The organism is Lyngbya sp. CCY1209 (genome assembly GCF_035615495.1).
Lineage (GTDB): Bacteria > Cyanobacteriota > Cyanobacteriia > Cyanobacteriales > Microcoleaceae > Limnospira.
Genome location: NZ_JAJENU010000202.1, coordinates 1 through 19,598 on the forward strand (window position 1 = coordinate 1; position 19,598 = coordinate 19,598).

The window sequence follows — 19,598 nt, forward strand, 5'->3', positions numbered from 1 at the left end:
GGACTGATCTGCCAATTTGAAGCCCGCCTTGAAATCAATTTCAAGGCGAATCGCAAAAGTCCACTTAAGTGGACTCGGGGTTGGCGATCGCGTCCTAACCCCCTTGGCGGTTGCTATAATACCTCAGTAAAGACAAACAAATCCTCCGTGTCCTCTGTGCCTGGAGTGGTAAAATTTTCCGCTCAGTCTCAAACTGTCATATCGCCATTTTTATGGATTCGGAATTGATGACGGTTGAGTTTTCGCCGACAACTTGCCCATCGCGTCGATAATTCCCAATGAAAAAGCGTAACCTTCCGGACAGGGCAATTCGTGGGTGGACAGGGGAAGCGATCGCCCGATTTCCGACAACGGTGGCGGTTCCGTCGTCGATTCCAAACTCTCGCAGTAGGTGACTCGGGTGGCGTACTCGGAAGGGGTAGGGCGAAAACTGGGGAGGGAAAAGGTTCCGAAATCCGTGGGATCTTGGGGTTTCCAATTCTGCTGACGATCGCGATCGCTATCCGATATTTTTCCACCCCACAACACGGCGGCGTAGCCGTAGGTGTCGGGTTGGCGGGGGATGGCGACAAGTTGAATCCCATTGTCGCCCGGTTGGACGGTAAAATAATGGGACGCGATGGGGATCATCTGCGAGGGATTTTCCAAAAATTGTCCTGTTTCCAAATAGTGGTCATTTTGGATTTTAATATAAGTCGATAATGCCTCGATCGCATCCAAATTCGTTTCGCGGATAATGGGTTGATTGGGATTGACAGTTTCGCGATTCTGAGTTATTTTTATAATGGCTACAATTGCCAACGCCGCCACGGCCGCGCCCCCGTATTTCCACCAATTTTGCTTCGATTTCGGAATCGGTTTGTCGAGGGATTGTAAAGCCGCCCTCGCGGATGGGTGACGGCTGCTGACGGCCGGAGAAATCAGGCGATCGAGTACCGCCGCCAGTTGGGGACTGACGGCATTATCGCCCAGCCAGTCCCGCCACACCCAATGGTTATCGCCATCGACGAGATCGAAGGGGGATGTATTGGTTAATAAATGAATGCAGGTAACGCCAAGACTGTAGAGATCGCTGGCAAAAACGGCCTTTCCCCGCAGTTGTTCGGGGGCGACAAATTCGGCGGTTCCGATGCGGGTTCCCGTCTTGGCGAGGGCGGTTCCGGTGGCGAGTTTCGCGGCGCCGAAATCCACCAAAAAGAGACGCCGATCGCCCCGTCTTCGGATCAGATTTTCCGGTTTGATATCCCGGTGGATGAGGTGGCGATCGTGCAAATATTGCAAAATGGGGAACATTTGACGGAGCAGATCCCGAATTTTTGTTTCGGAAAAAACCCCCGATTCCGCCAGTTCTTCGGCTAGATTTTGTCCGGGGATGAACTCCTGGACGATGTATTGTTGATTTTCGATTTCAAAGTATGCCAAAAACTTGGGAATTTGGGGATGGGAAAGCGATCGCAACCGTTCAGCTTCCTTGCGGAACAGGCGGGAGGCGATCGCTTTGTCGTTGGCGGAGGCGGGCAAAAATTGCTTGATGGCACAGGGGGGGCGATCGGGTTCCGCGTCATCTACCCCCAGGTAGGTGCGGCCGAATCCCCCGGAGCCGATTTCTTGTAGAGCCCGATAGCGATCGCCGAGCAGCAAGGGTTCGCCACACTGTTGGCAAGATGAGAGGCGATCGGGGTTGGAATGGCGACAGGCGGGATTAAAACAAAGGCTCATAAACATTAGCCGAGTTGGGGATGAGGAAACGGCCCAGCTCTCTTTTAAATATAAAGCAAAAACTCCTGTCGGGCCTGCGATCATTGTTTGCAAGGGGAAGAAAATATCTGTCGCGAAGGCTATACGGGCCTGATCGTCGGGCATCACGGCGGATTTGCCGATCGCGTTCGGGTTCCGGCCGATTTCACCTATTTCCACCATCTCCGCCGAAACTGATTGGGATGCGGCGTTCAGTTTGCTGGCAAATAACGGGGTTTTGTGTTTCGTCGGCATTCCGGTTTCCAGTTTGAACGTGCCGCTGATTCCGCTGATTTTCGGTCAAAAATCCGTCGTCGGCAGCGTAGTGGGCGGCCGGCGGTTCATGGCAGAAATGTTGGAATTTGCCGCCGTGAATCAGATCAAACCGATGATCGAAACGATGCCGTTGAGTCGGGTGAACGAGGCGATGGACAAGGTGGCGGCTAATAAAGCTCGCTATCGGATCGTGTTGCTTTCGGAGTGATATAACGGTTGGATGTCACGATCGCCGACCGTCAAGATTTGAACCGGCGATCGCTCCTTTTTCCGGGACTCCGAAATGATATTTTTCAATCAAATATTGCCCCGTTTCACCGGCTAAAATAACGGTGTCAAACTCGGCTCGAAAGTTCTTTTGCGACGATTTTCGGCGTTTCGGTCAAGGCGACTCCCAAATTCCCATCCAAAATTCCGCGCAGCCCTTCTTTGGGATGACCCTTCGCCAGCAGTTTCAAGTTCCACAAATACGAATCGATCGCCAGCACCCTTTCCCTCTGCTTTGCCGGATCGCGATCGGTTTTTAAAGGTTCCCGACGGTCGGATTTTTCCTCCCAAACCCGTTCGTACATTTCTTCGATTCCGGCCAGGGTTTTATCCCAGGTGAGATGATTTTTGACGGTTTCCAAGCCACTTTCGGCGATATTTTGCCTCAGTTCCGGGTTCTCCACCAATCGGGCGATCGCCTTTGCCGTGGCTTCCGCATCTTCCTTGGGAACGACCATTCCGTTCGCCCCATCTCGGATATAATCGATGACGATTCCCACGGGTGTCGTCACCACCGGAACCCCGCAAGCCAGACAGTTGATGACGGGAACCGGGCCCCCTTCCACTTGGGACGTGACGACATATAAATCGAGGGCATTGTAGCAAACCGGCATCATGCGATCGGGCAGAAAGGGATAGTAATAAACCTCGGAAATGCCGTAACTTTTAATTTCTTCCACGACTTTTCCCCATCCCGGCCCGGTAATGACAATACCAAATTTTTGATGATTTTCAGCCAAAGTTTTTAGGGCTTGAAGTAGGATATGAATGCCTTTGCGACCATCGGTATTGCTGGTATACTTGGCACTGTACCCTATCAAAGGTATTTCTGAGGTAATGCCGAGCTGTCGTCTGGCTTCCATTTTGTCGGGTAAGGGGTAGAAAATCGAAGTATCTACGCCATTGTTAAATAAACTGATGCGATCGCCGGGAATCCCCTTTTCGCAGAGAAAGTCTTTCCACTCGCCGGCGACGGCCATGATGCGATCGCATTTCTGCGTGATGGGAATCAGTTTTTCCCAGTTCGTGACGTGATGGATGGAACCGACGGACGGGACAGTAGTTGGAAATATCGTTTTCTCAAAATCAAAGTCGCTGAGAACGTGGATGACATCGGCAATTTGAAGCAGAGATTCCCACTCTTGGCGATAATAAGGGAACATTTGCTGGGGAAAAAAGTAATAGTCGTGTTGGGTTCCCACCCGGACAATTTGTTTTGCCCAAGTACCCAAAACCCAGGCGAAGTAATCCGGTATCAGTAAGACTTTCAGTTTTTTCATAATCCGATAAATTGAATAATTTTGGGAGGGTACTTGCCAGGAAAACCGAGATCAAAAGCCCACCGTTATGGTTGTTTTTGGCAACTCAAAATCAAAAGGCTTCTAAACCCGAAATGTTAGCTGGCGACGGACGGCAAAACCGATCAGCCTCAGCGGATAACTCGAACCTTGAATGACGGGGATTCGCAAAAATTTTCCGAGAGCCAATCGGGCAATCCCCTTGATTCGTGCTTGACAACGTGACATGAGTAGCTTTGAGTTTTGATGAGATTCATCCTGAAGATATGGAGGAATAAACGCCAATTTTCCATACAGAACGTCGGCACGATGAACCTTGCTCAAGCCGAATTTTTGATGTTCCAAGTTTGGTTTTCCTCCGTGTTCACCGTAGTTGCGAAAGGGGATATAGTTCTGGAATTTTCTTTGTCTCAAAAAACCGTCGATTGTTGAATCCCAACTCGAATAGTTTTTGGGTCCCGGATTTTCTCGTATTTTGACCTCTAGTTCCAGAAGTGAATCGGCCGCTTTTGGAGTGACGATATAGGCAACGGTAGATACAGAAAAGCCCTCTGCATAACCTTCGGAGGATACACTATAAATCTGCGGAGCACAATTATAAATCCAGGCAACCCCGACATTTTCTTGTTCGCCAGGGAAAGGCAGTGGCAGATCTCCGAACCCGATAACTGGGACAAAATCGGCTTCGACAATTAGCGTCGGTTTCGACTGTAATCTGGCAATTTCCCAAGCCGTTTTATGATTGAGCAAACAGAGGTAACTGGGAGAATAATCTTCGTATTCTGGCCGGTGTTTTTGTCGCAAAACTTCGCAGTCTAAGTCCTCCCCTGTTAAATGGGACTCCAATTGGTCGGTCTTCTCTTTATAGGCAATAATAAAGGTTTTGCCAATCTCTTGTTTGAGGGGATAGGGAGCGGATTTTTTCATGAATTGACCTGTGGATCGAGTCGGCGGGTTCGATGGACTTCGGAGGATGCATCCTGGAAAAAGTTGTTCAAGTTGAGTTGGATGACGGGTCGGATACTATTATATCAAGTTCTGAATCGGCGATCGCAACCCGTCCCCGTCACGATGTCAATACTGTCGGGAAAGAGGGGACGAACCCCGCCATCGCCAAGGTGAGTCCGGAGAAAAGGTTCGGTTTGGGAAAATTACCGTCGGTTGGGTTCGCAGCATGATGACATTCTCGAAAAACCGTGCTTGAATGGAAAAGTAAGTGTGGAGTTGTTTCCCAATGCAACAACTATTTGAAGCTCAGGTCGAGCGATCGCCAGACGCGATCGCCCTGGTTTGTCAAAATCAGAAATTGACGTACCGAGAACTGAACGCCAGAGCCAACCAACTTGCCCATTTTCTCCAACGGCGCGGTGTCAAGCCGGATGTTCTGGTGGGAATTTGCGCGGAACGATCGCCGGAGATAGTGATAGGAATTTTAGGAATTCTCAAAGCGGGGGGAGCTTACGTTCCCCTCGATCCGGCTTATCCCCAAGAGCGATCGCGCTTTATTTTGACAGAAACTCGCGTCCCCCTACTGCTGACGCAACGACATTTAGCCGGCAATTTTTCTGACTTGGAAATTCCCCCGATCTGCCTCGATGCGGACGGGGATGCGATCGGCCAACACAGCCGAGAAACCCCCATTTGCGAAGCGACGCCGGAACACCTCGCCTATGTCATGTACACTTCGGGCTCAACTGGAAAACCCAAAGGCGTACAACTGACCCGTTCCAATGTCTTTTGCTACATTCCCGCTGTTGCCGACATCTTACAAGTGAGAGCCGATGACATCTACCTTCACGTCGCATCTTTCTCATTTTCGTCCTCCGTCAGACAACTGATGGTTCCCCTGTCTCGGGGGGCAACCAGTATCATTGCCACCCGAGAGCAAACCAAAAATCCCATCGAACTCTTCCAGTTAATTGTTGGAGCTGGAATTACCATTTCTGACGGCGTTCACTCGGTCTGGCAGTCCGGACTTCAAGCCTTAGAAAATCTGGAGAGTTGGCAGACAGAAAGACTCAAAAATTCTCGGCTGCGTGCCATCATTTTATCTGGGGATTTACCCCCGGTTACAGTCCATCAAAAACTGCGACAGTTTTTTGAAAATAAGGTGCGCTATTTTAATATTTACGGCCAGACGGAAACCGTCGGAAATTGCGCCTATGCCGTGCCTCCCGATTTCGATCGCCGAGAGGGTTACATCCCCGTCGGCTATCCCTACCCCCACAATCAAGCCTACATTTTCAACGAAGATCTTCAACCCGTCGCCGGGGATGGGGAAGTGGGGGAACTGCACATGGCCGGCGGCTGTCTGGCCCGGGGATATCTCAACCGCCCCGACTTGAATGCAGAAAAATATATCGCCAACCCGCTGAACCCGGAACAACGACTGTTCAAAACCGGAGATTTAGCCCGTTACCGGCCCGACGGCGCGATCGAACTATTAGGACGGGTCGATTTTCAGGTAAAAATTCGCGGCCAACGCATCGAACTCGGAGAAATTGAAGCCGTTTTGGAACAACATCCCGACCTGAAAGCGGCCGCTGTCATAGCCCGAGATGATGCCTCCGGAGACAAGCGTTTGGTCGCCTATTTAGTCCCCAAATTGCCCCCGGAAAAAATCGACAAAACCGACGCGATCGACGGACTGCGATCGTTTCTTCGGGAAAAGTTGGTCGAGTACATGGTACCCTCTGCTTTTGTATTTTTAGAGGCATTGCCCCTGACGCCGAATGGAAAGCGCGATCGCATGGCTCTCCCCGATCTCGAAGCGGAAACCTTCGCTCCAGATCCCCACTTTGTCGCGCCCAAAGATGCCCTAGAGACGCAGTTGGCAGACATTTGGAAGCAGGTTTTAAAGGTGAAATCCGTCGGGGTAAAAAGTGACTTTTTTGACTTGGGGGGAAACTCATTGCTGGCCGTGGAGATGGTGACACGGGTTCAGAAAAAGATCGGCAAAAATATTCCCTTAGCCGTTCTTTTGAAGGTGGCGACCATCGAAGAATTGGCAAATTTAATCCGAGACGGGAAAGAATCCAACTTCTGGTCTGCGGTGGTTCCCATTAAGCCGACGGGTTATAAACAGCCTTTTTTCTGCGTTCACGGCCGCTTGGGAAATGTCATTAACCTGGAAAAATTGGCGAAGTATTGCGACGCAGAGCGGCCATTTTACGGTTTGCAGGCTCGGGGATTAGATGGCATTCAAAAACCGTTGGATACGGCGGAAGAAATCGCCGATTATTACATTCGAGAAATGCAAAAAATTCAGCCCCGAGGCCCCTATCTTCTGGGGGGACAATCCTTCGGCGGCATCATCGCCTTTGAGATGGCGCAACAACTGGTCGGGCAAGGGGAAGAGGTGGCAACAGTGATTTTATTGGATACTTACGGCTACGGAACGTTTGAACGTATAACTTTCCGTAAGGAGCATTATTGGTCTTACTTGTTACGCCTGAAAAACGGGCGAATGTTGCTCAAAGAGTCCGAATTTTTTCTCAAACAAATGGCGCTCAAAATTTATGGTACAATTCATTATAGTTGGGGACGAGTCCTCTCTCAAAAACGGCGCAGCGCCATCATTCGCGAGGCGAATATGAAAGCGAGAAATAACTACACTCCCCGAGTTTATCCGGGGCGGTTGGTACTGTTGCGATCGTCCGAACCCCCCCGGGCGACTTTACCCGACATGGCGACGGCGGAAGACTGGCAAAAACGCGATCCACAACAAGGTTGGGGCCATTTGGCTGCGGCTGGTTTGAGCATTTATGATGTTCCCGGAAATCACGATACCATGTTCAATCCTCCCCACGTCCAAATTCTAGCCGAACGGCTGAATTACTGCTTGAACGAAACCGAATTTTAAATGCATACAATTCAGACTTTTTGGAGAGAACAAAACCATGAATCTGAAAGGAAAACTCTACCTGTCGAATCTCTGTTTTGACCTACAAAATTCCCGACGCTCAATTTTTAAACCGGCGATCGCGACTCCGATCTTTCGTCAAATAAGCCGGATAGTTTTTGGAAGCCGATTTTTAGCGTTTCCGTCGAAGCGATACCGAGATTCCCTTCTAAAATCCCCCGAATCCCTTCTCTTGTATGTCCCTGTTTGAGCAGTTTCAAGTTCCACAAATAAGCGTCGATCGCCGAAACTTTTTTCCTCTGTTTTACCGGGTCGGGCGCGGTTTTTGACGGTTCCCTGCGGCCGGATTTTTCCGCCCAAACCCGCTCGTACATTTCCTCAATTCCGGACAGAGTTTTATCCCAGGTGAGATGATTTGCGACAGTTTCCAAGCCATTTTTGGCGATATTGTTCCTCAGTCCCGGATTCTCCAACAATCGGGCGATCGCCTTTGCCGTGGCTTCCGCATCTTCCTTGGGAACGACCATCCCGTTCGCCCCATCTCGGATATAATCGATGACGATTCCCACGGGTGTCGCCACCACCGGAACCCCGCAAGCCATGCAGTTGATGGCGGGAACCGGCCCCCCTTCCACTTTGGAGGTGACGACGTATAAATCGAGGGCATTGTAGCAAACCGGCATCATGCGATCGGGCAGAAATGGATAGTAATACACCTCAGAAATGCCGTAACTTTTAATTTCTTTGACGACCTCATCCCATCCGGGGCCGGTAATGACAATTCCAAATTTTAGATCAGTTTCTGACAGGCGTTTTAACGCTTTAAGTAAAATGGGAATTCCCTTGCGACCGTCGGTATCGCTGGTGAATTTTGCACTGTACCCGATCAGGGGCGTCGGGGAGGATATGCCGAGTTGTCGTCGAGCTTCCATTTTGTCGGGCAAGGGGTAAAAAACCGAGGGATCTACGCCATTGTGAAATAAACTGATGCGATCGCCCGGAATCCCCTTTTCGAGGAGAAAATCTCTCCACTCGCCGGCGACGGTCATGATGCGATCGCATTTTTGCGTGATGGGAATCAATGGTTCCCAGTCCGTGACGTGGTGAATAGAACCGACGGCGGGAAGGCTGTCCGGAAATTTCGTTTTCTCGAACGCAAAGTCGTTGAGAACGTGGATGACATCGACCCTCTCAATCAACGAGTCCCATTCTTTTTGATAATGGGGAAACATTTGTTGGGGAAAAAAGTAATAGTCGTGTCGGGTTCCCACCCGGACAATTTGTTTCGCCCAAGTTCCCAAAATCCAGTCGAGGTAATCCGGTACGAGTAAAACTTTCAATTTGGTCATGATATTTCAGGTCAATTGCGATCGGTTCGGGCCACGTCAATTTTATCGGACTGTGGAGGGTCAAAATGGCAGTAATTGAGATCCTTCGGAAAATCGATCGCCCGCCCCGGCAAAATGCATGATTATTTAGAATGAAAACTCGACCCAACCGGACTCGGAGATGAAAACATCGATTTTGCTCCCCTAAAAAGCCCGCTCTTGCGCTACCCTATCTGTGATGTTGAAATTCACTCCTTACCATGACTTCCACCGCCGTGAATCCGTTTCTAGAGGGGAACTTTGCCCCCATTCGAGAAGAGGTCGTCGCCGATAACTTGACTGTAATTGGCGAACTCCCCCCCGACCTGTCCGGGATGTTCGTCCGCAACGGCCCGAACCCCCAATTTCCCCCCCTCGGCAACTACCACTGGTTCGACGGGGACGGGATGTTGCACGGCGTCCGCATCAAAGACGGAAAAGCCTCCTACCGCAACCGCTACGTCCGCACCCGGGGCTTTCTGAAAGAACGGGAGGCGGGAAAAGCCATCTGGACCGGACTCATGGAACCGCCCCAAATGGACAACCCCGAAGGTCCGTTCAAAAACGCCGCCAACACCGCTTTAATCTGGCACGCCGGACAGTTTTTAGCCCTGTGGGAAGGGGGGGGACCCCACGCCATCCGACTCCCCCAGTTGGAAACCGTCGGGCCCCACACCTTCAACGGGAAACTCACCTCCGCCTTTACCGCCCACCCCAAAATTGATCCGGTGACGGGAGAAATGCTATTTTTCGGCTATTCTCTCGGCCCAGATCCCCACATAGACTACAGCATCGCCACCCCCGGCGGGGAACTGTCCCGCACCGTCCGCATCGAGTTGCCGGTGGGCAGTATGCACCACGATTTCGCCATCACGGAAAATTACCGATTTTCATGGACCTGCCCCTGAAATTCTATCCCGAAAAGATGCAGCGGGGGGAACCGGCTTGGAATTTCGAGTCGGAATTGCCCGCCCAATTTGGCATTCTTCCCCGCCACGGCGATAACAATGATATCCGCTGGTTTGAGTGTCCGTCCTGCTTTATTTTTCATACCCTCAACGCCTACGAGGAGGGGGATGAAATTGTGCTGACAGCCTGTCGGATGAAATCGACGACGGTTCTTTCATTGCAACAAACCGACGATCGCGATGCGGAAATTCCCCGCCTGCACCAGTGGCGATTCAACTTGAAAACGGGGGAAGCCAAGGAGGAACAAATCGACGATCGCGCCTCCGATTTTCCCCGCATCAATGAGGCGCGGACGGGCCGAAAAAATCGCTACGGCTACACGGCGAAAATGGCGCCGGTTCCGATGCCCCTGTTCGACGGACTGATCAAGTACGATCGCGATCGCGGCACCTCCGAAATTCACGAGTTCGGTCCGGAACGCTTCGGCGGCGAGGCCGTGTTCGTGCCCCGTCCGGGGGGGACGGCGGAGGATGAGGGCTGGCTGGTCACGTTTGTCTACAATCAGGAGTCAAACCAATCGGAATTTGTGGTCATCGACGCCCAAAATGTGGCCGACGGAGCGATCGCCCGGGTGATCATGCCCCACCGAGTCCCCTACGGCTTCCACGGAACCTGGGTTTCCGAGGAAGAGTTGGCGCGTTCCTAAATCTCGCAATTTTGTTGGATAATAAGCCTTGGCGCAACTCGCCGAGGCGAGAATCGGAAACTGAGATGACCGAGTTAATTGATGCTGTTAAAGCGGGCGACCGGGCCCGGGTGGAATCCGCGATCGCGGCTGGCCAGGATGTCAACGCGGCGGGGGAAGAGGGGACGACCCCGGCCATCGCCGCGGTGACGGCGGGGGATGAAGCGATCGTCGGATGCCTATTGGAGGCGGGGGCGGACGTGAACCGGGGGGACAATGACGGTTGGACTCCCCTGATGGAAGCCGCCGCCGGGGGAAAGGTGGCGATTCTCGAACGCCTGCTGGCGGCGGGGGCCGATATCGACGCGAAAACGGATTTCGGCCTGACGGCGTTGATGGCGGCGGCGGGGGCGGGCCACCGGGCGGCGGTGGAACTGTTGCTCGATCGCGGCGCGAATTTTCGGGCCAGGGACAACAACAATTGGACGGCGTTGATTTGGGCGTCTTCCGAGGGACATTCGCAGGTGGTGGAGGCGATCAAAACGTTCCGCGATCGGTCGAGTTAGAACGGTTTTCTATTTTCTCCGGCGATCGCCAAAAAAATGCCGCCAATATGCCCCAAAATATGCTATAATCCGCCCACAGAACTAGCCACAAACTCCCATTATTCTCTGGCAAGGTTCAAACCGTCGGATGAGTAAAAAGACTGACCCCATTCCATTCGAGAAATGCCTGCATGGGTTCGGGGCGATCGTCTCAGGATGCCCTGAAATTGAAATGGCGGGTCGGATGTATCCGGTGCGATCGACATCGCCGACGCGATATAGAAAGTGGCAGTTCTGGGGCGATCGACGGCCCTTTTACAGCCACCTGGAAGGGCGCGATCGCGGAAGACGGCGGGCGCAAAGACATTTTACGACGGGTGAGAAAGTGTTCTTAAACTGGCATTTTCAGTGTTGATAAAATCAAGAATTTAATCTAATATCAGAGCCGGTTACAGCGATTTTCGCTCGAATAATAACCGCACGATCCCCCTAAATCCCCCTTGAAAAGGGGGACTTTGAATTGGAAAGTGTACCTCATTGACTTGAAAATTGCTGTATTGAGTCGCACAAACTCCCCAATCATCTTCAGATGATTTGAGCTATTAGCTTGGGAATTGATTCCCAAGCGGTGCGGATATCCAACCCGGTTCGTTCCGAGCATTCGACCGGATTTGATATAAAAACTCATCATTTTTGTCGCTTCTACCCGACCCAACTAGGAGCGATTTTTTAGATTTGTAAATTATCCACCGTTCCAGTCTCTTTTTGGAGGATCTATGATCGGACTCAACCGCGTCAAACAATATTGCCGGCAATCCTGGCAGAGTCTCTCCCAGGATTGGCTGATCATGGGGGAAGAACCCATTCCCGGCAGCGAATTAAATCAGACATTTTTGCAGGCTTCACTGCCCGATTTTAAATTCTATTTGTTATTGTCATTGGCGACGGCGATCGCCACCTTCGGGCTGCTGACGAACAGTGCCGCCACCATCATCGGCGCGATGATTATCGCCCCGTTGATGAACCCGATCGTCGCCCTGGCTTACGCCCTGATCGTCCTCAATCCGCGATTGATCGAACGGTCGATATTCACCCTGCTGACGGGTCTTTTGTCGGTCATTTTCATCGCCTATTTTACCACGGATTTACTCGGGTTGAAAGTCGTCGGATCGGAAATTTTGGGCCGCATCCAGCCCAACTCTTTAGATCTGGGCGTCGCCCTGGCGGCGGGGGCCGCGGCGGCCTTTGCGAATACCCGCCGCAGCATCGCCAACGCCCTGCCGGGAGTGGCGATCGCCGTCGCTTTGGTGCCGCCGTTGAGTGTCGTCGGGATCGGGTTGTGCCTGGGTAAATTGGGGACGGAAATCGCCGTCTCCTACGGCATCGATTCGAGCATCGCCGCCGGTTCATTTCTACTATTTATAACCAACTTGGCGGGAATTATCTTCAGCGCCAGCTTGGTGTTTGTATCGCAAAAATACGGCCGTCCAAAACGGGCAATTTTTGGCTTGACCGTCTCTTTATTATGTCTGTCACTCTTGCTTCAACCCCTGGGATTTTCGCTCCGGAAGCTGTATCTAGAATCCGTCGCCTATGACACCCTCTTTCAAATGAGAAAAAATCAACCCGATCTGTTTCCGGGAACGTCAAGGTTTCGCACTTTAAACGGCCGCTACGGAAACGATGATGTCTTGTATTTCGATGTGGCAATTGAAATTCCGGCGAACGAAATGACCGCCATTCAGGAACGGCTCGATATCGCGTCTCGGGAGATGACAAAACGGCTCAACAAACCTGTTAAAATCAAGGTGGACGTGATCCCGTTTCAGGAGTTTGAAAGTCGGCCTTGAGCCGCACTTCCTAAACCGACAGCAGGCGATCGCGAGTCCGTTGATTTTCCTCCGGCGTCCCCAATATTATCTAGTAGCCTCGATCTGATGACTGATTTGAGTAATTCTACAGTTCGGGAGAGGAAAATCCGATTCACTCAGTCATGAACCGAGTCACTAGAATATAGCAATTGTCCATGCTGTATGACATACTTCAAAGGAATTTTAGGATTGTTAATATCCTTGCCCCCTTTACTGTGCCACTTCTCTTCCCACTGTGTATAAAAATATTCTAAATCTGACGGCGTGAGTTGATAAATTGACAGCAAGTTAATTCCTCGATAAACTGCAAATATCCAATCTACTTGCCGATACTTATCGATAATTCGAGGGTTGATATGGTGATGAGTTGAAAAACTCTTGGTGAGAGCTATGTTAACTGACTTCAACTCAAATTCATTTCCATCTGCATCTTTGGCATCATTCCCTTCTCTTCCGGGGATAATTTCCAACCCCGTGACCAAAAGCACTTGTAAAAGTTTTCCGCCGTTATCTTGAAAAATATCATTGATTCCATGCCGGGAAGCCAAATCTTGATATTGCTGAATATATGGAAATAATTCGTCAAGAACTACTTTGTCTGGATGAGGTTTCATAGCTACTATTCCCTAAGAAGTGCAGTAATATCAACCTCTAGGGCTTTTGCCAGACGTTCCATATTGTCAATGGACACATTACGTTCGCCACGTTCTACAGATCCCACATAGGTTCGATGTAAACCGGCAATCTCTGCCAGTTCTTCTTGAGAAAGACCTCGCATCTGTCGGATTTGCTTTAATCTTTTGGCAAAAATCTTTCTGGCATTTGATGACATATTTTCTAGAAGTTGACATATCCTTTATAATGAAACGGTGATGACTATAAATCTACAGACTATAAGTAGCAACCCCAAAAAGCCATGCCTCTACAACAGATGAAATTTCCTCTTAATCTTGACAAAATAGCGAAAAAACCAACTTATTACACGGATCTGGGATTTGCATTTTGTGGAGATTCTCTCGAACTGTTAAATGAATTACCCGATCGCAGTATAAATTTAGTCTTAACCAGTCCCCCCTTTGCCCTACAGAGAAAAAAAGAATATGGAAATAAAGGACAAGATGAATATATTGAGTGGCTGGCTAAATTTGCCACAGTGGTCTATCAAAAATTGAAAGATGATGGCAGCTTCGTTCTGGACTTGGGTGGCGCTTATGAAAAGGGAAAACCTGTGCGTAGTTTGTATAATTTTAGAATTCCAATTCATTTTTGTGATCAAATTGGATTTTTTCTTGCAGAAGACTTTTATTGGTTTAATCCTTCAAAGTTACCGAGTCCTATCGAATGGGTTAATAAACGCAAAATTCGCGCCAAAGATTCCGTGAATACGGTTTGGTGGTTCAGTAAATCTGAGTTTCCAAAATCAGATGTCACCCGAGTTTTGACTGAATATAGTCCGAGGATGAAAACATTGCTTAAAGATCCAGAAAAATTCTACGATCCCAAAAAACGTCCCTCCGGACATGATATCAGCAAAGGATTTGGGAAAGATAACGGCGGTGCAATTCCTTCCAATCTTCTACAAATTCCCAATTCAGAATCAAATAGTCAGTATCTTCGGGGGTGCAAGGCATTGGGATTAAAAGCCCATCCTGCTAGATTTCCCAATAAACTTCCGGAATTTTTCATCAGATTTCTTACCGAACCTGGCGATTTAGTCCTTGATATTTTTGCCGGGTCGAATACGACGGGATTTGTCGCCGAAAATGAAAGTCGTTATTGGCTGGCTTTTGAAAGGGAGTTACAATATCTGGCAACATCTTCATTTCGTTTTATGGGAGAAGATACCAAGGATGATGATTGGAGTTTGACTTATCAAAAAGTCATGTCTGGCGAATCTGTTCAAATTGTTGCTGATGCCAAGCAGCTACAGATTTTTTGACGACAAAAATCGGCGATCGCACTTCCTAAACCGACAGCAGGCGATCGCGAGTCCGTTGATTTTCCTCCGGCGTCCCGACGGTAATTCTCAACCCGCCGCCGGTGTGGCGAATTAACGTCCCTTGGGATTTGAGTTGTTTGACAATTTCATTTAACGCCGCGTCGGAATTGTCCGATTTGAGGCGGGCGTGGATAAAATTGGCGTCGCTCGGCCACACTTTTAAACGGGGATGATCGGATAAATCTGCCAATAAGCGATCGCGTTCGGCGAGAATTTCCGGAATCACGTTTTGCAACTCTTCCCGGTGCGTCAACGCCATCAACGCCGCCGCCTGGGTGAAGCTGGGGAGGTTGTAGGGGAGGCGGACTTTCTCCAAAATTGCCGTCAGTTCCGGGGAGGCGATCGCATATCCCACCCGCAAAGAAGCGAGGCGAAACGCCTTGGAAAACGTCCGCAAAATCACCCAGTTGGGATGCCGTTGCAATTCCCCCGCCACGGTGGTTTGGCTGAACTCGAAATAAGCCTCGTCGATAACAACTAAAATATCGTCCGGGAGACTCCGCAGCCAGTCCAATTCCGCATCCGTCAAAGCGTTCGCCGTCGGGGAATTGGGGTGGACGACGAACACCACCCGGACGGGGGGATTTTGGGTTTGGGAAATCGCAGTTTGGGCGGCGGCGAGATCGATTTCAAAATTCGCCTCGGAACGGTTCACCGCCGCCACCGGAATTCCCAGGGTTCGGGCGAGGATGGCGTACATGGAGAAGGTGGGTTCGGCCACCAAAATCGACCCCCCGCCGTTCAGGCAGGTGGCGATCAAAAGCGATCGGATCAACTCGTCGGAACCGTTCCCCACCGAGACAGAATCGGCCGTGAAGGGGGTTGTGGTGTCGGACAGGGCGGAATTGACGTAATCCGCGATCGCCCGCTTCAGGGGGGCGTGGCTGCCGTCTGGATAGCGGTTGGTTTCGATTTCCTGCTGGTAGGTCCAGGCTAACTTTTGCTTCAACTCCTCCGGCAAGTCGTAGGGACACTCATTGGTATCGAGGCGATCGATAATGATTTCGGAACAGACCGGACTGCCGGAATCTCCGCCAGGATGGGGCGTGTAGGCTTGAAATGGGTTGAGGTCGTCGCGGATGAATGGAAGCATGGACTCGGTGGGAGGATAGTTTGGGACGGGGGATGTCGCTATCAGCCATAGCGTTTCTCAAGCTCTTCAAGTCCCCCTTGTGAAGGGGGATTTAGGGGGATCGTCCGGATCTGATTCGGTCAAAAACCGCTAGATCGGCACTCAGCGATCGGGGATTCCGACCAATTTGATACGGTGCGATCGCCGAATTGTTAAAACTTAAAGATAAACAATTCGGTGAGGTTTCAACAATGGCTGCAAAACAGATTTTAATGCTGGTGGGGGACTTTGTGGAAGACTACGAAGTGATGGTCCCGTTCCAAGCGTTGCAGATGGTGGGCCACCGGGTTCACGCCGTCTGCCCGGGGAAAAAAGCCGGAGATACGGTCAGGACGGCGATCCACGACTTCGAGGGCGACCAGACCTACAGCGAGAAACCGGGCCACAATTTTACCCTCAACGCCACCTTCGAGGAAATTCGCCCGGAAGATTATGACGCCTTGGTGATTCCCGGCGGGCGGGCGCCCGAATATATCCGCCTCAACCCGGATGTCATCGAGGCGGTGAAACATTTCGCCGGGGCGAATAAACCCATCGCCGCCATCTGTCACGGTGCCCAACTGCTGGCGGCGGCGGACGTCTTGCGGGGGAAACGCTGTTCCGCCTATCCCGCCTGCGGACCCGACGTCACCCGGGCGGGGGGGCAGTACGCCGACATTTCCGCCGATGACGCGATCGCGGACGGGAATTTGGTGACGGCGCCCGCGTGGCCGGCCCATCCCCGCTGGCTGGCCGAGTTTTTGAAGGTGTTGGGAACGAAAATCGAACATCCGGAAGCGGCGGCGGTGTGATCGGTCGGGTTTTTCGCCCCCGTCCCCTCCCGTTTCTCCCGTCGTGGGGAAGGGTTGGGGACGGGGATTTTAACGTTTTTATGAACCAGTAAAAATCCGCTCCAATGACAATGATAAATTCTATTGTAATCCGTAATTTTACGATTGCAGAAGGACGACTGATAGCGGCGAAAAAAAAATCGGCAACTCCCGTCTGAAAGGGGTGTCGGTGTGGGTTTCCGTATTCGATCTGGCGAAAGTTACCGAAGAGAGCTAGAGTAAACTACAAGAGAACTGAGCGATGGAATTTTTAAATTTTTACCGTTATAATGATTGTTTTTGCCGTCGATGGCGATCGCCCTTTACCATGCTTGCGGTCGAGTGGACTGTCGATCGCGATCGGATGTCGCCATGGGGTCGGACGATTCCGAAGGCGATGGACAATGGGTGGCAGTCGGTTGGTTTTTCGAGTGGAAGAACTGTTGTCAGCCCCATCGATTCGCAAATTCTCACCTTCCGTGTCTCAACTCTCACAATGAACTTAAAACTGGCTAAAATTTTCAATCGATTGTCACTGAAAGGGACGCTGATCGTTCCTTTTGTTCTACAAATATTTGTGACAGTTGGAGTGGTGGGTTATTTGTCTTTTAAAAACGGTCAAATGGCGGTCAACGACCTCGCAGATCAACTGCGAAAATCCATCGCACTGCACATTGTCAATCAATTGCAAAACACGATTGATCGACCCCACGTCATCAACTCCATCAACGCCAAGGCTATCCGGCAGGGCGACCTGGATATCGTCACCGGAAAAGGCGTCCATTCACTCTGGCAACAGGCTCGGTTATTTCCCTCCACCAATTTTATTTATTGCGGGACGGAGGAAGAAGGCGCTTTTTTGGGCGTCGGTTACTCGGAAGGAGGGCAGGGCGATCGCCTGGAAATTCACGTCGCCAATCCGACTACCGATCGCTATCATTATACCTACAAAGCAGATTCGACGGGCAACCGATCGCATTTGATCGGCAAAGGAAATCAACAGTACGACCCCCGAAAACGACCCTGGTACACCCTCGCCAAAAGCGAAGATAAACCGATTTGGAGCGAGATCTATCTCGGTTTTAAATATGCCCTCCCCACCATTACCGCAAGTACGCCGGTTTACGATGATGTCAGCGGCAAACTGCGGGCGATCTGTGCGACGGATATCGTCTTATCTTTGGAATTAAATCAATTTTTGAGAAATTTAGATATCGGCGAATCGGGACTGGCGTTTATCATGGAACCCTCCGGTTTGCTGGTCGCCACATCCACGGCTGAACCGATCACCGTGGGAACCGAAGAAAACATCCAACTGATCGATGCCCGGGACAGCCTCAACCCCTTGATTCGAGAGGCATCTCAATTTCTTGATGTCCATTTTAAAGGTCTGGATAAAATTCGATCGTCGCAGTTGATCTTTTCCGCCGGAGGACACCGCCAATATTTGGAAGTCGTCCGCGTCAACGATCCCTACGGCTTGGATTGGGTGGTGGTCATCCTCGTTCCCGAAGCGGATTTTATGGAAAAAATCAACCAGAATAAGCGGATCACTTTGATGTTATGCGCGATCGCGTTAGTTGTCAGTATATTAATCGGTTTACTCGTCGCCCACTGGCTGACGCAACCCATCCAAAAACTCAGTTATGTGGCCAAATCGATCGCCCGAGGTCATTGGGATGAACCGGTCATTTTCGATCGCCAGGACGCGATCGGCGATTTGTCGCGATCGCTCTCGGACATGGCGAAACAGTTGCGGTTTTCCTTTGAAACCCTGGAACATCGCATCGCGGACCGGACGAAAGAGTTAGCCCAAGCGAATCAAGAATTGCAACGATTGGCGAGTATTGACGGCCTCACCCAGACCGCAAACCGCCGCTATTTCAACGAATTTATCGAGGGCGAGTGGGAGTATTTGAGCTTGGTAAAAAAGCCTTTGACGGTCATTTTTTGCGATGTAGACTATTTCAAAAAATACAACGACACTTACGGACACCAACAGGGCGATCGCTGCTTGAAAGAGGTGGCAAGAGTTCTCGAACAAGGCCACAAACCGTTCGATGGATTGGTCGCCCGCTACGGCGGCGAGGAGTTCGTGATCGTCGGCTCCAAGATGACGACCTCGACCGCGATCGCCCTGGTTCAAACTATCAAGAAAACGCTGTGGGATCTGAAAATTCCCCACCGCAAATCCGAGAAACAATACGTCACCCTCAGCGTCGGTATCGCCACCGCCATACCGACTCAGAACCTAGATTTACATACCTTGGTCGCCGCCGCCGATCGCGCCCTCTACGCGGCAAAATCGGCCGGGCGCGATCGGTATCGGGTGGCCGAGGGGTTTTTTATTGATTGATGGAGGCCCTCACCCCCGACCCCTCTCCCAATCCTGGGCGAGGGGAGTCGAGTCCATCTGGCTCCCTCAAAATTGGGGGTTGGGGGGCTTTGCCATCGCTTCTCGCCCTCACCCCCAACCCCTCTCCCAATTCTGGGCGAGGGGAGTTAAGATGGGATGCTAAAGTGTGAATTAGCCACAATTTGGGATAGTCAATGATTCAGACTGCCGATCTTCGCCAAAAAGCGATCGCCCTGATCGGGCAACTCTCTCCCGAAAAATTAAGTGCCGTCGTCCAATTGTTAGAATGTTTGGCGGAACCGCCGCAGCAAAATTCGACGAGTGCCGAAGAAGTACAGTTGTTATGGCACGCCACCTAAAAAATTGAGCATCTTTGCTTATTTTTTACAAAAATTCTCTTATGGTTATATAAGTACGCATTTAGTAATCAATTATTACATTAAGTATCAGTCCCAATAAAAACGGTGTTTCCCAATCGACGATCA

General features: G+C 50.8%; 20 protein-coding genes. 13 read left to right on the forward strand and 7 right to left on the reverse strand.

Annotated elements, in window-relative coordinates; genetic code table 11:
• Nucleotides 1-210: 210 nt before the first annotated feature.
• On the reverse strand, nucleotides 211-1,719 hold the full coding sequence (locus LKE08_RS03785) for a serine/threonine-protein kinase (RefSeq protein ID WP_324702860.1): 1,509 nt from the start codon (nucleotides 1,717-1,719) through the stop codon (nucleotides 211-213).
• An 87-nt stretch (nucleotides 1,720-1,806) separates the two neighbouring features.
• Between LKE08_RS03785 and LKE08_RS03790 the strand changes: the two genes are divergently transcribed.
• Nucleotides 1,807-1,935 (forward strand): hypothetical protein, encoded by a 129-nt coding sequence (locus LKE08_RS03790; RefSeq protein WP_324702861.1) that lies wholly within the window; start codon nucleotides 1,807-1,809, stop codon nucleotides 1,933-1,935.
• Nucleotides 1,874-2,221, forward strand: coding sequence for a hypothetical protein (locus tag LKE08_RS03795; protein ID WP_324702879.1), 348 nt, complete (start codon nucleotides 1,874-1,876; stop codon nucleotides 2,219-2,221). The genes LKE08_RS03790 and LKE08_RS03795 overlap by 62 nt, the downstream gene beginning before the upstream one ends.
• A 127-nt stretch (nucleotides 2,222-2,348) precedes the next feature.
• On the opposite strand, the gene LKE08_RS03800 is transcribed toward LKE08_RS03795, so the two are convergent.
• Nucleotides 2,349-3,560: a glycosyltransferase family 4 protein gene (locus tag LKE08_RS03800; protein WP_324702862.1), complete on the reverse strand. Its 1,212-nt coding sequence runs from the start codon at nucleotides 3,558-3,560 to the stop codon at nucleotides 2,349-2,351.
• 102 nt (nucleotides 3,561-3,662) lie between these two features.
• Complete coding sequence (locus LKE08_RS03805) at nucleotides 3,663-4,505, reverse strand: LPS biosynthesis glycosyltransferase (protein WP_324702863.1); 843 nt, start codon at nucleotides 4,503-4,505, stop codon at nucleotides 3,663-3,665.
• A gap of 32 nt (nucleotides 4,506-4,537) precedes the next feature.
• On the opposite strand from LKE08_RS03805, the gene LKE08_RS03810 reads away from it, so the two are divergent.
• Both LKE08_RS03810 and LKE08_RS03815 read left to right on the forward strand, forming a co-directional pair.
• Nucleotides 4,538-4,756, forward strand: coding sequence for a hypothetical protein (locus LKE08_RS03810; protein ID WP_324702864.1), 219 nt, complete (start codon nucleotides 4,538-4,540; stop codon nucleotides 4,754-4,756).
• A gap of 56 nt (nucleotides 4,757-4,812) precedes the next feature.
• The gene (locus LKE08_RS03815; RefSeq protein WP_324702865.1) at nucleotides 4,813-7,440 is read left to right on the forward strand and encodes an amino acid adenylation domain-containing protein; all 2,628 of its coding nucleotides are present in this window, start codon (nucleotides 4,813-4,815) and stop codon (nucleotides 7,438-7,440) included.
• Between the two features lie 107 nt (nucleotides 7,441-7,547).
• On the opposite strand, the gene LKE08_RS03820 is transcribed toward LKE08_RS03815, so the two are convergent.
• Nucleotides 7,548-8,789: a glycosyltransferase family 4 protein gene (locus LKE08_RS03820; protein WP_324702866.1), complete on the reverse strand. Its 1,242-nt coding sequence runs from the start codon at nucleotides 8,787-8,789 to the stop codon at nucleotides 7,548-7,550.
• 239 nt (nucleotides 8,790-9,028) lie between these two features.
• Here LKE08_RS03820 and LKE08_RS03825 point away from each other — a divergent pair, with 239 nt between their 5' ends.
• From LKE08_RS03825 to LKE08_RS03845, 5 genes are all read left to right on the forward strand, one after another.
• Nucleotides 9,029-9,715, forward strand: coding sequence for a carotenoid oxygenase family protein (locus tag LKE08_RS03825; protein ID WP_324702867.1), 687 nt, complete (start codon nucleotides 9,029-9,031; stop codon nucleotides 9,713-9,715).
• Nucleotides 9,700-10,422, forward strand: a complete 723-nt coding sequence (locus tag LKE08_RS03830; protein ID WP_324702868.1) for a carotenoid oxygenase family protein — start codon at nucleotides 9,700-9,702, stop codon at nucleotides 10,420-10,422. The genes LKE08_RS03825 and LKE08_RS03830 overlap by 16 nt, the downstream gene beginning before the upstream one ends.
• 65 nt (nucleotides 10,423-10,487) lie before the next feature.
• Complete coding sequence (locus LKE08_RS03835; protein ID WP_324702869.1) at nucleotides 10,488-10,967, forward strand: ankyrin repeat domain-containing protein; 480 nt, start codon at nucleotides 10,488-10,490, stop codon at nucleotides 10,965-10,967.
• Between the two features lie 127 nt (nucleotides 10,968-11,094).
• Nucleotides 11,095-11,361, forward strand: coding sequence for a hypothetical protein (locus LKE08_RS03840; protein ID WP_324702870.1), 267 nt, complete (start codon nucleotides 11,095-11,097; stop codon nucleotides 11,359-11,361).
• A 361-nt stretch (nucleotides 11,362-11,722) separates the two neighbouring features.
• A complete protein-coding gene (locus tag LKE08_RS03845; protein WP_324702871.1) occupies nucleotides 11,723-12,796 on the forward strand; it encodes a DUF389 domain-containing protein in 1,074 nt (357 codons plus the stop codon).
• A gap of 137 nt (nucleotides 12,797-12,933) precedes the next feature.
• Here LKE08_RS03845 and LKE08_RS03850 read toward each other — a convergent pair whose 3' ends face one another.
• Both LKE08_RS03850 and LKE08_RS03855 read right to left on the reverse strand, forming a co-directional pair.
• A complete protein-coding gene (locus LKE08_RS03850; protein ID WP_324702872.1) occupies nucleotides 12,934-13,431 on the reverse strand; it encodes a restriction endonuclease in 498 nt (165 codons plus the stop codon).
• Between the two features lie 5 nt (nucleotides 13,432-13,436).
• On the reverse strand, nucleotides 13,437-13,649 hold the full coding sequence (locus tag LKE08_RS03855) for a helix-turn-helix transcriptional regulator (protein WP_324702873.1): 213 nt from the start codon (nucleotides 13,647-13,649) through the stop codon (nucleotides 13,437-13,439).
• A gap of 84 nt (nucleotides 13,650-13,733) precedes the next feature.
• On the opposite strand from LKE08_RS03855, the gene LKE08_RS03860 reads away from it, so the two are divergent.
• A complete protein-coding gene (locus LKE08_RS03860; protein ID WP_324702874.1) occupies nucleotides 13,734-14,756 on the forward strand; it encodes a site-specific DNA-methyltransferase in 1,023 nt (340 codons plus the stop codon).
• Nucleotides 14,757-14,781: 25 nt separating this feature from the next.
• On the opposite strand, the gene LKE08_RS03865 is transcribed toward LKE08_RS03860, so the two are convergent.
• The gene (locus LKE08_RS03865) at nucleotides 14,782-15,909 is read right to left on the reverse strand and encodes a histidinol-phosphate transaminase (protein ID WP_324702875.1); all 1,128 of its coding nucleotides are present in this window, start codon (nucleotides 15,907-15,909) and stop codon (nucleotides 14,782-14,784) included.
• 230 nt (nucleotides 15,910-16,139) lie between these two features.
• On the opposite strand from LKE08_RS03865, the gene LKE08_RS03870 reads away from it, so the two are divergent.
• The 3 genes from LKE08_RS03870 to LKE08_RS03880 all read left to right on the forward strand — a co-directional run bounded on the left by LKE08_RS03870 (nucleotide 16,140) and on the right by LKE08_RS03880 (nucleotide 19,472).
• Nucleotides 16,140-16,739 (forward strand): DJ-1/PfpI family protein, encoded by a 600-nt coding sequence (locus LKE08_RS03870; protein WP_324702876.1) that lies wholly within the window; start codon nucleotides 16,140-16,142, stop codon nucleotides 16,737-16,739.
• Between the two features lie 514 nt (nucleotides 16,740-17,253).
• A complete protein-coding gene (locus LKE08_RS03875) occupies nucleotides 17,254-19,113 on the forward strand; it encodes a diguanylate cyclase (RefSeq protein WP_324702877.1) in 1,860 nt (619 codons plus the stop codon).
• Nucleotides 19,114-19,307: 194 nt separating this feature from the next.
• Complete coding sequence (locus tag LKE08_RS03880; RefSeq protein ID WP_324702878.1) at nucleotides 19,308-19,472, forward strand: hypothetical protein; 165 nt, start codon at nucleotides 19,308-19,310, stop codon at nucleotides 19,470-19,472.
• Nucleotides 19,473-19,598 lie beyond the last annotated feature (126 nt).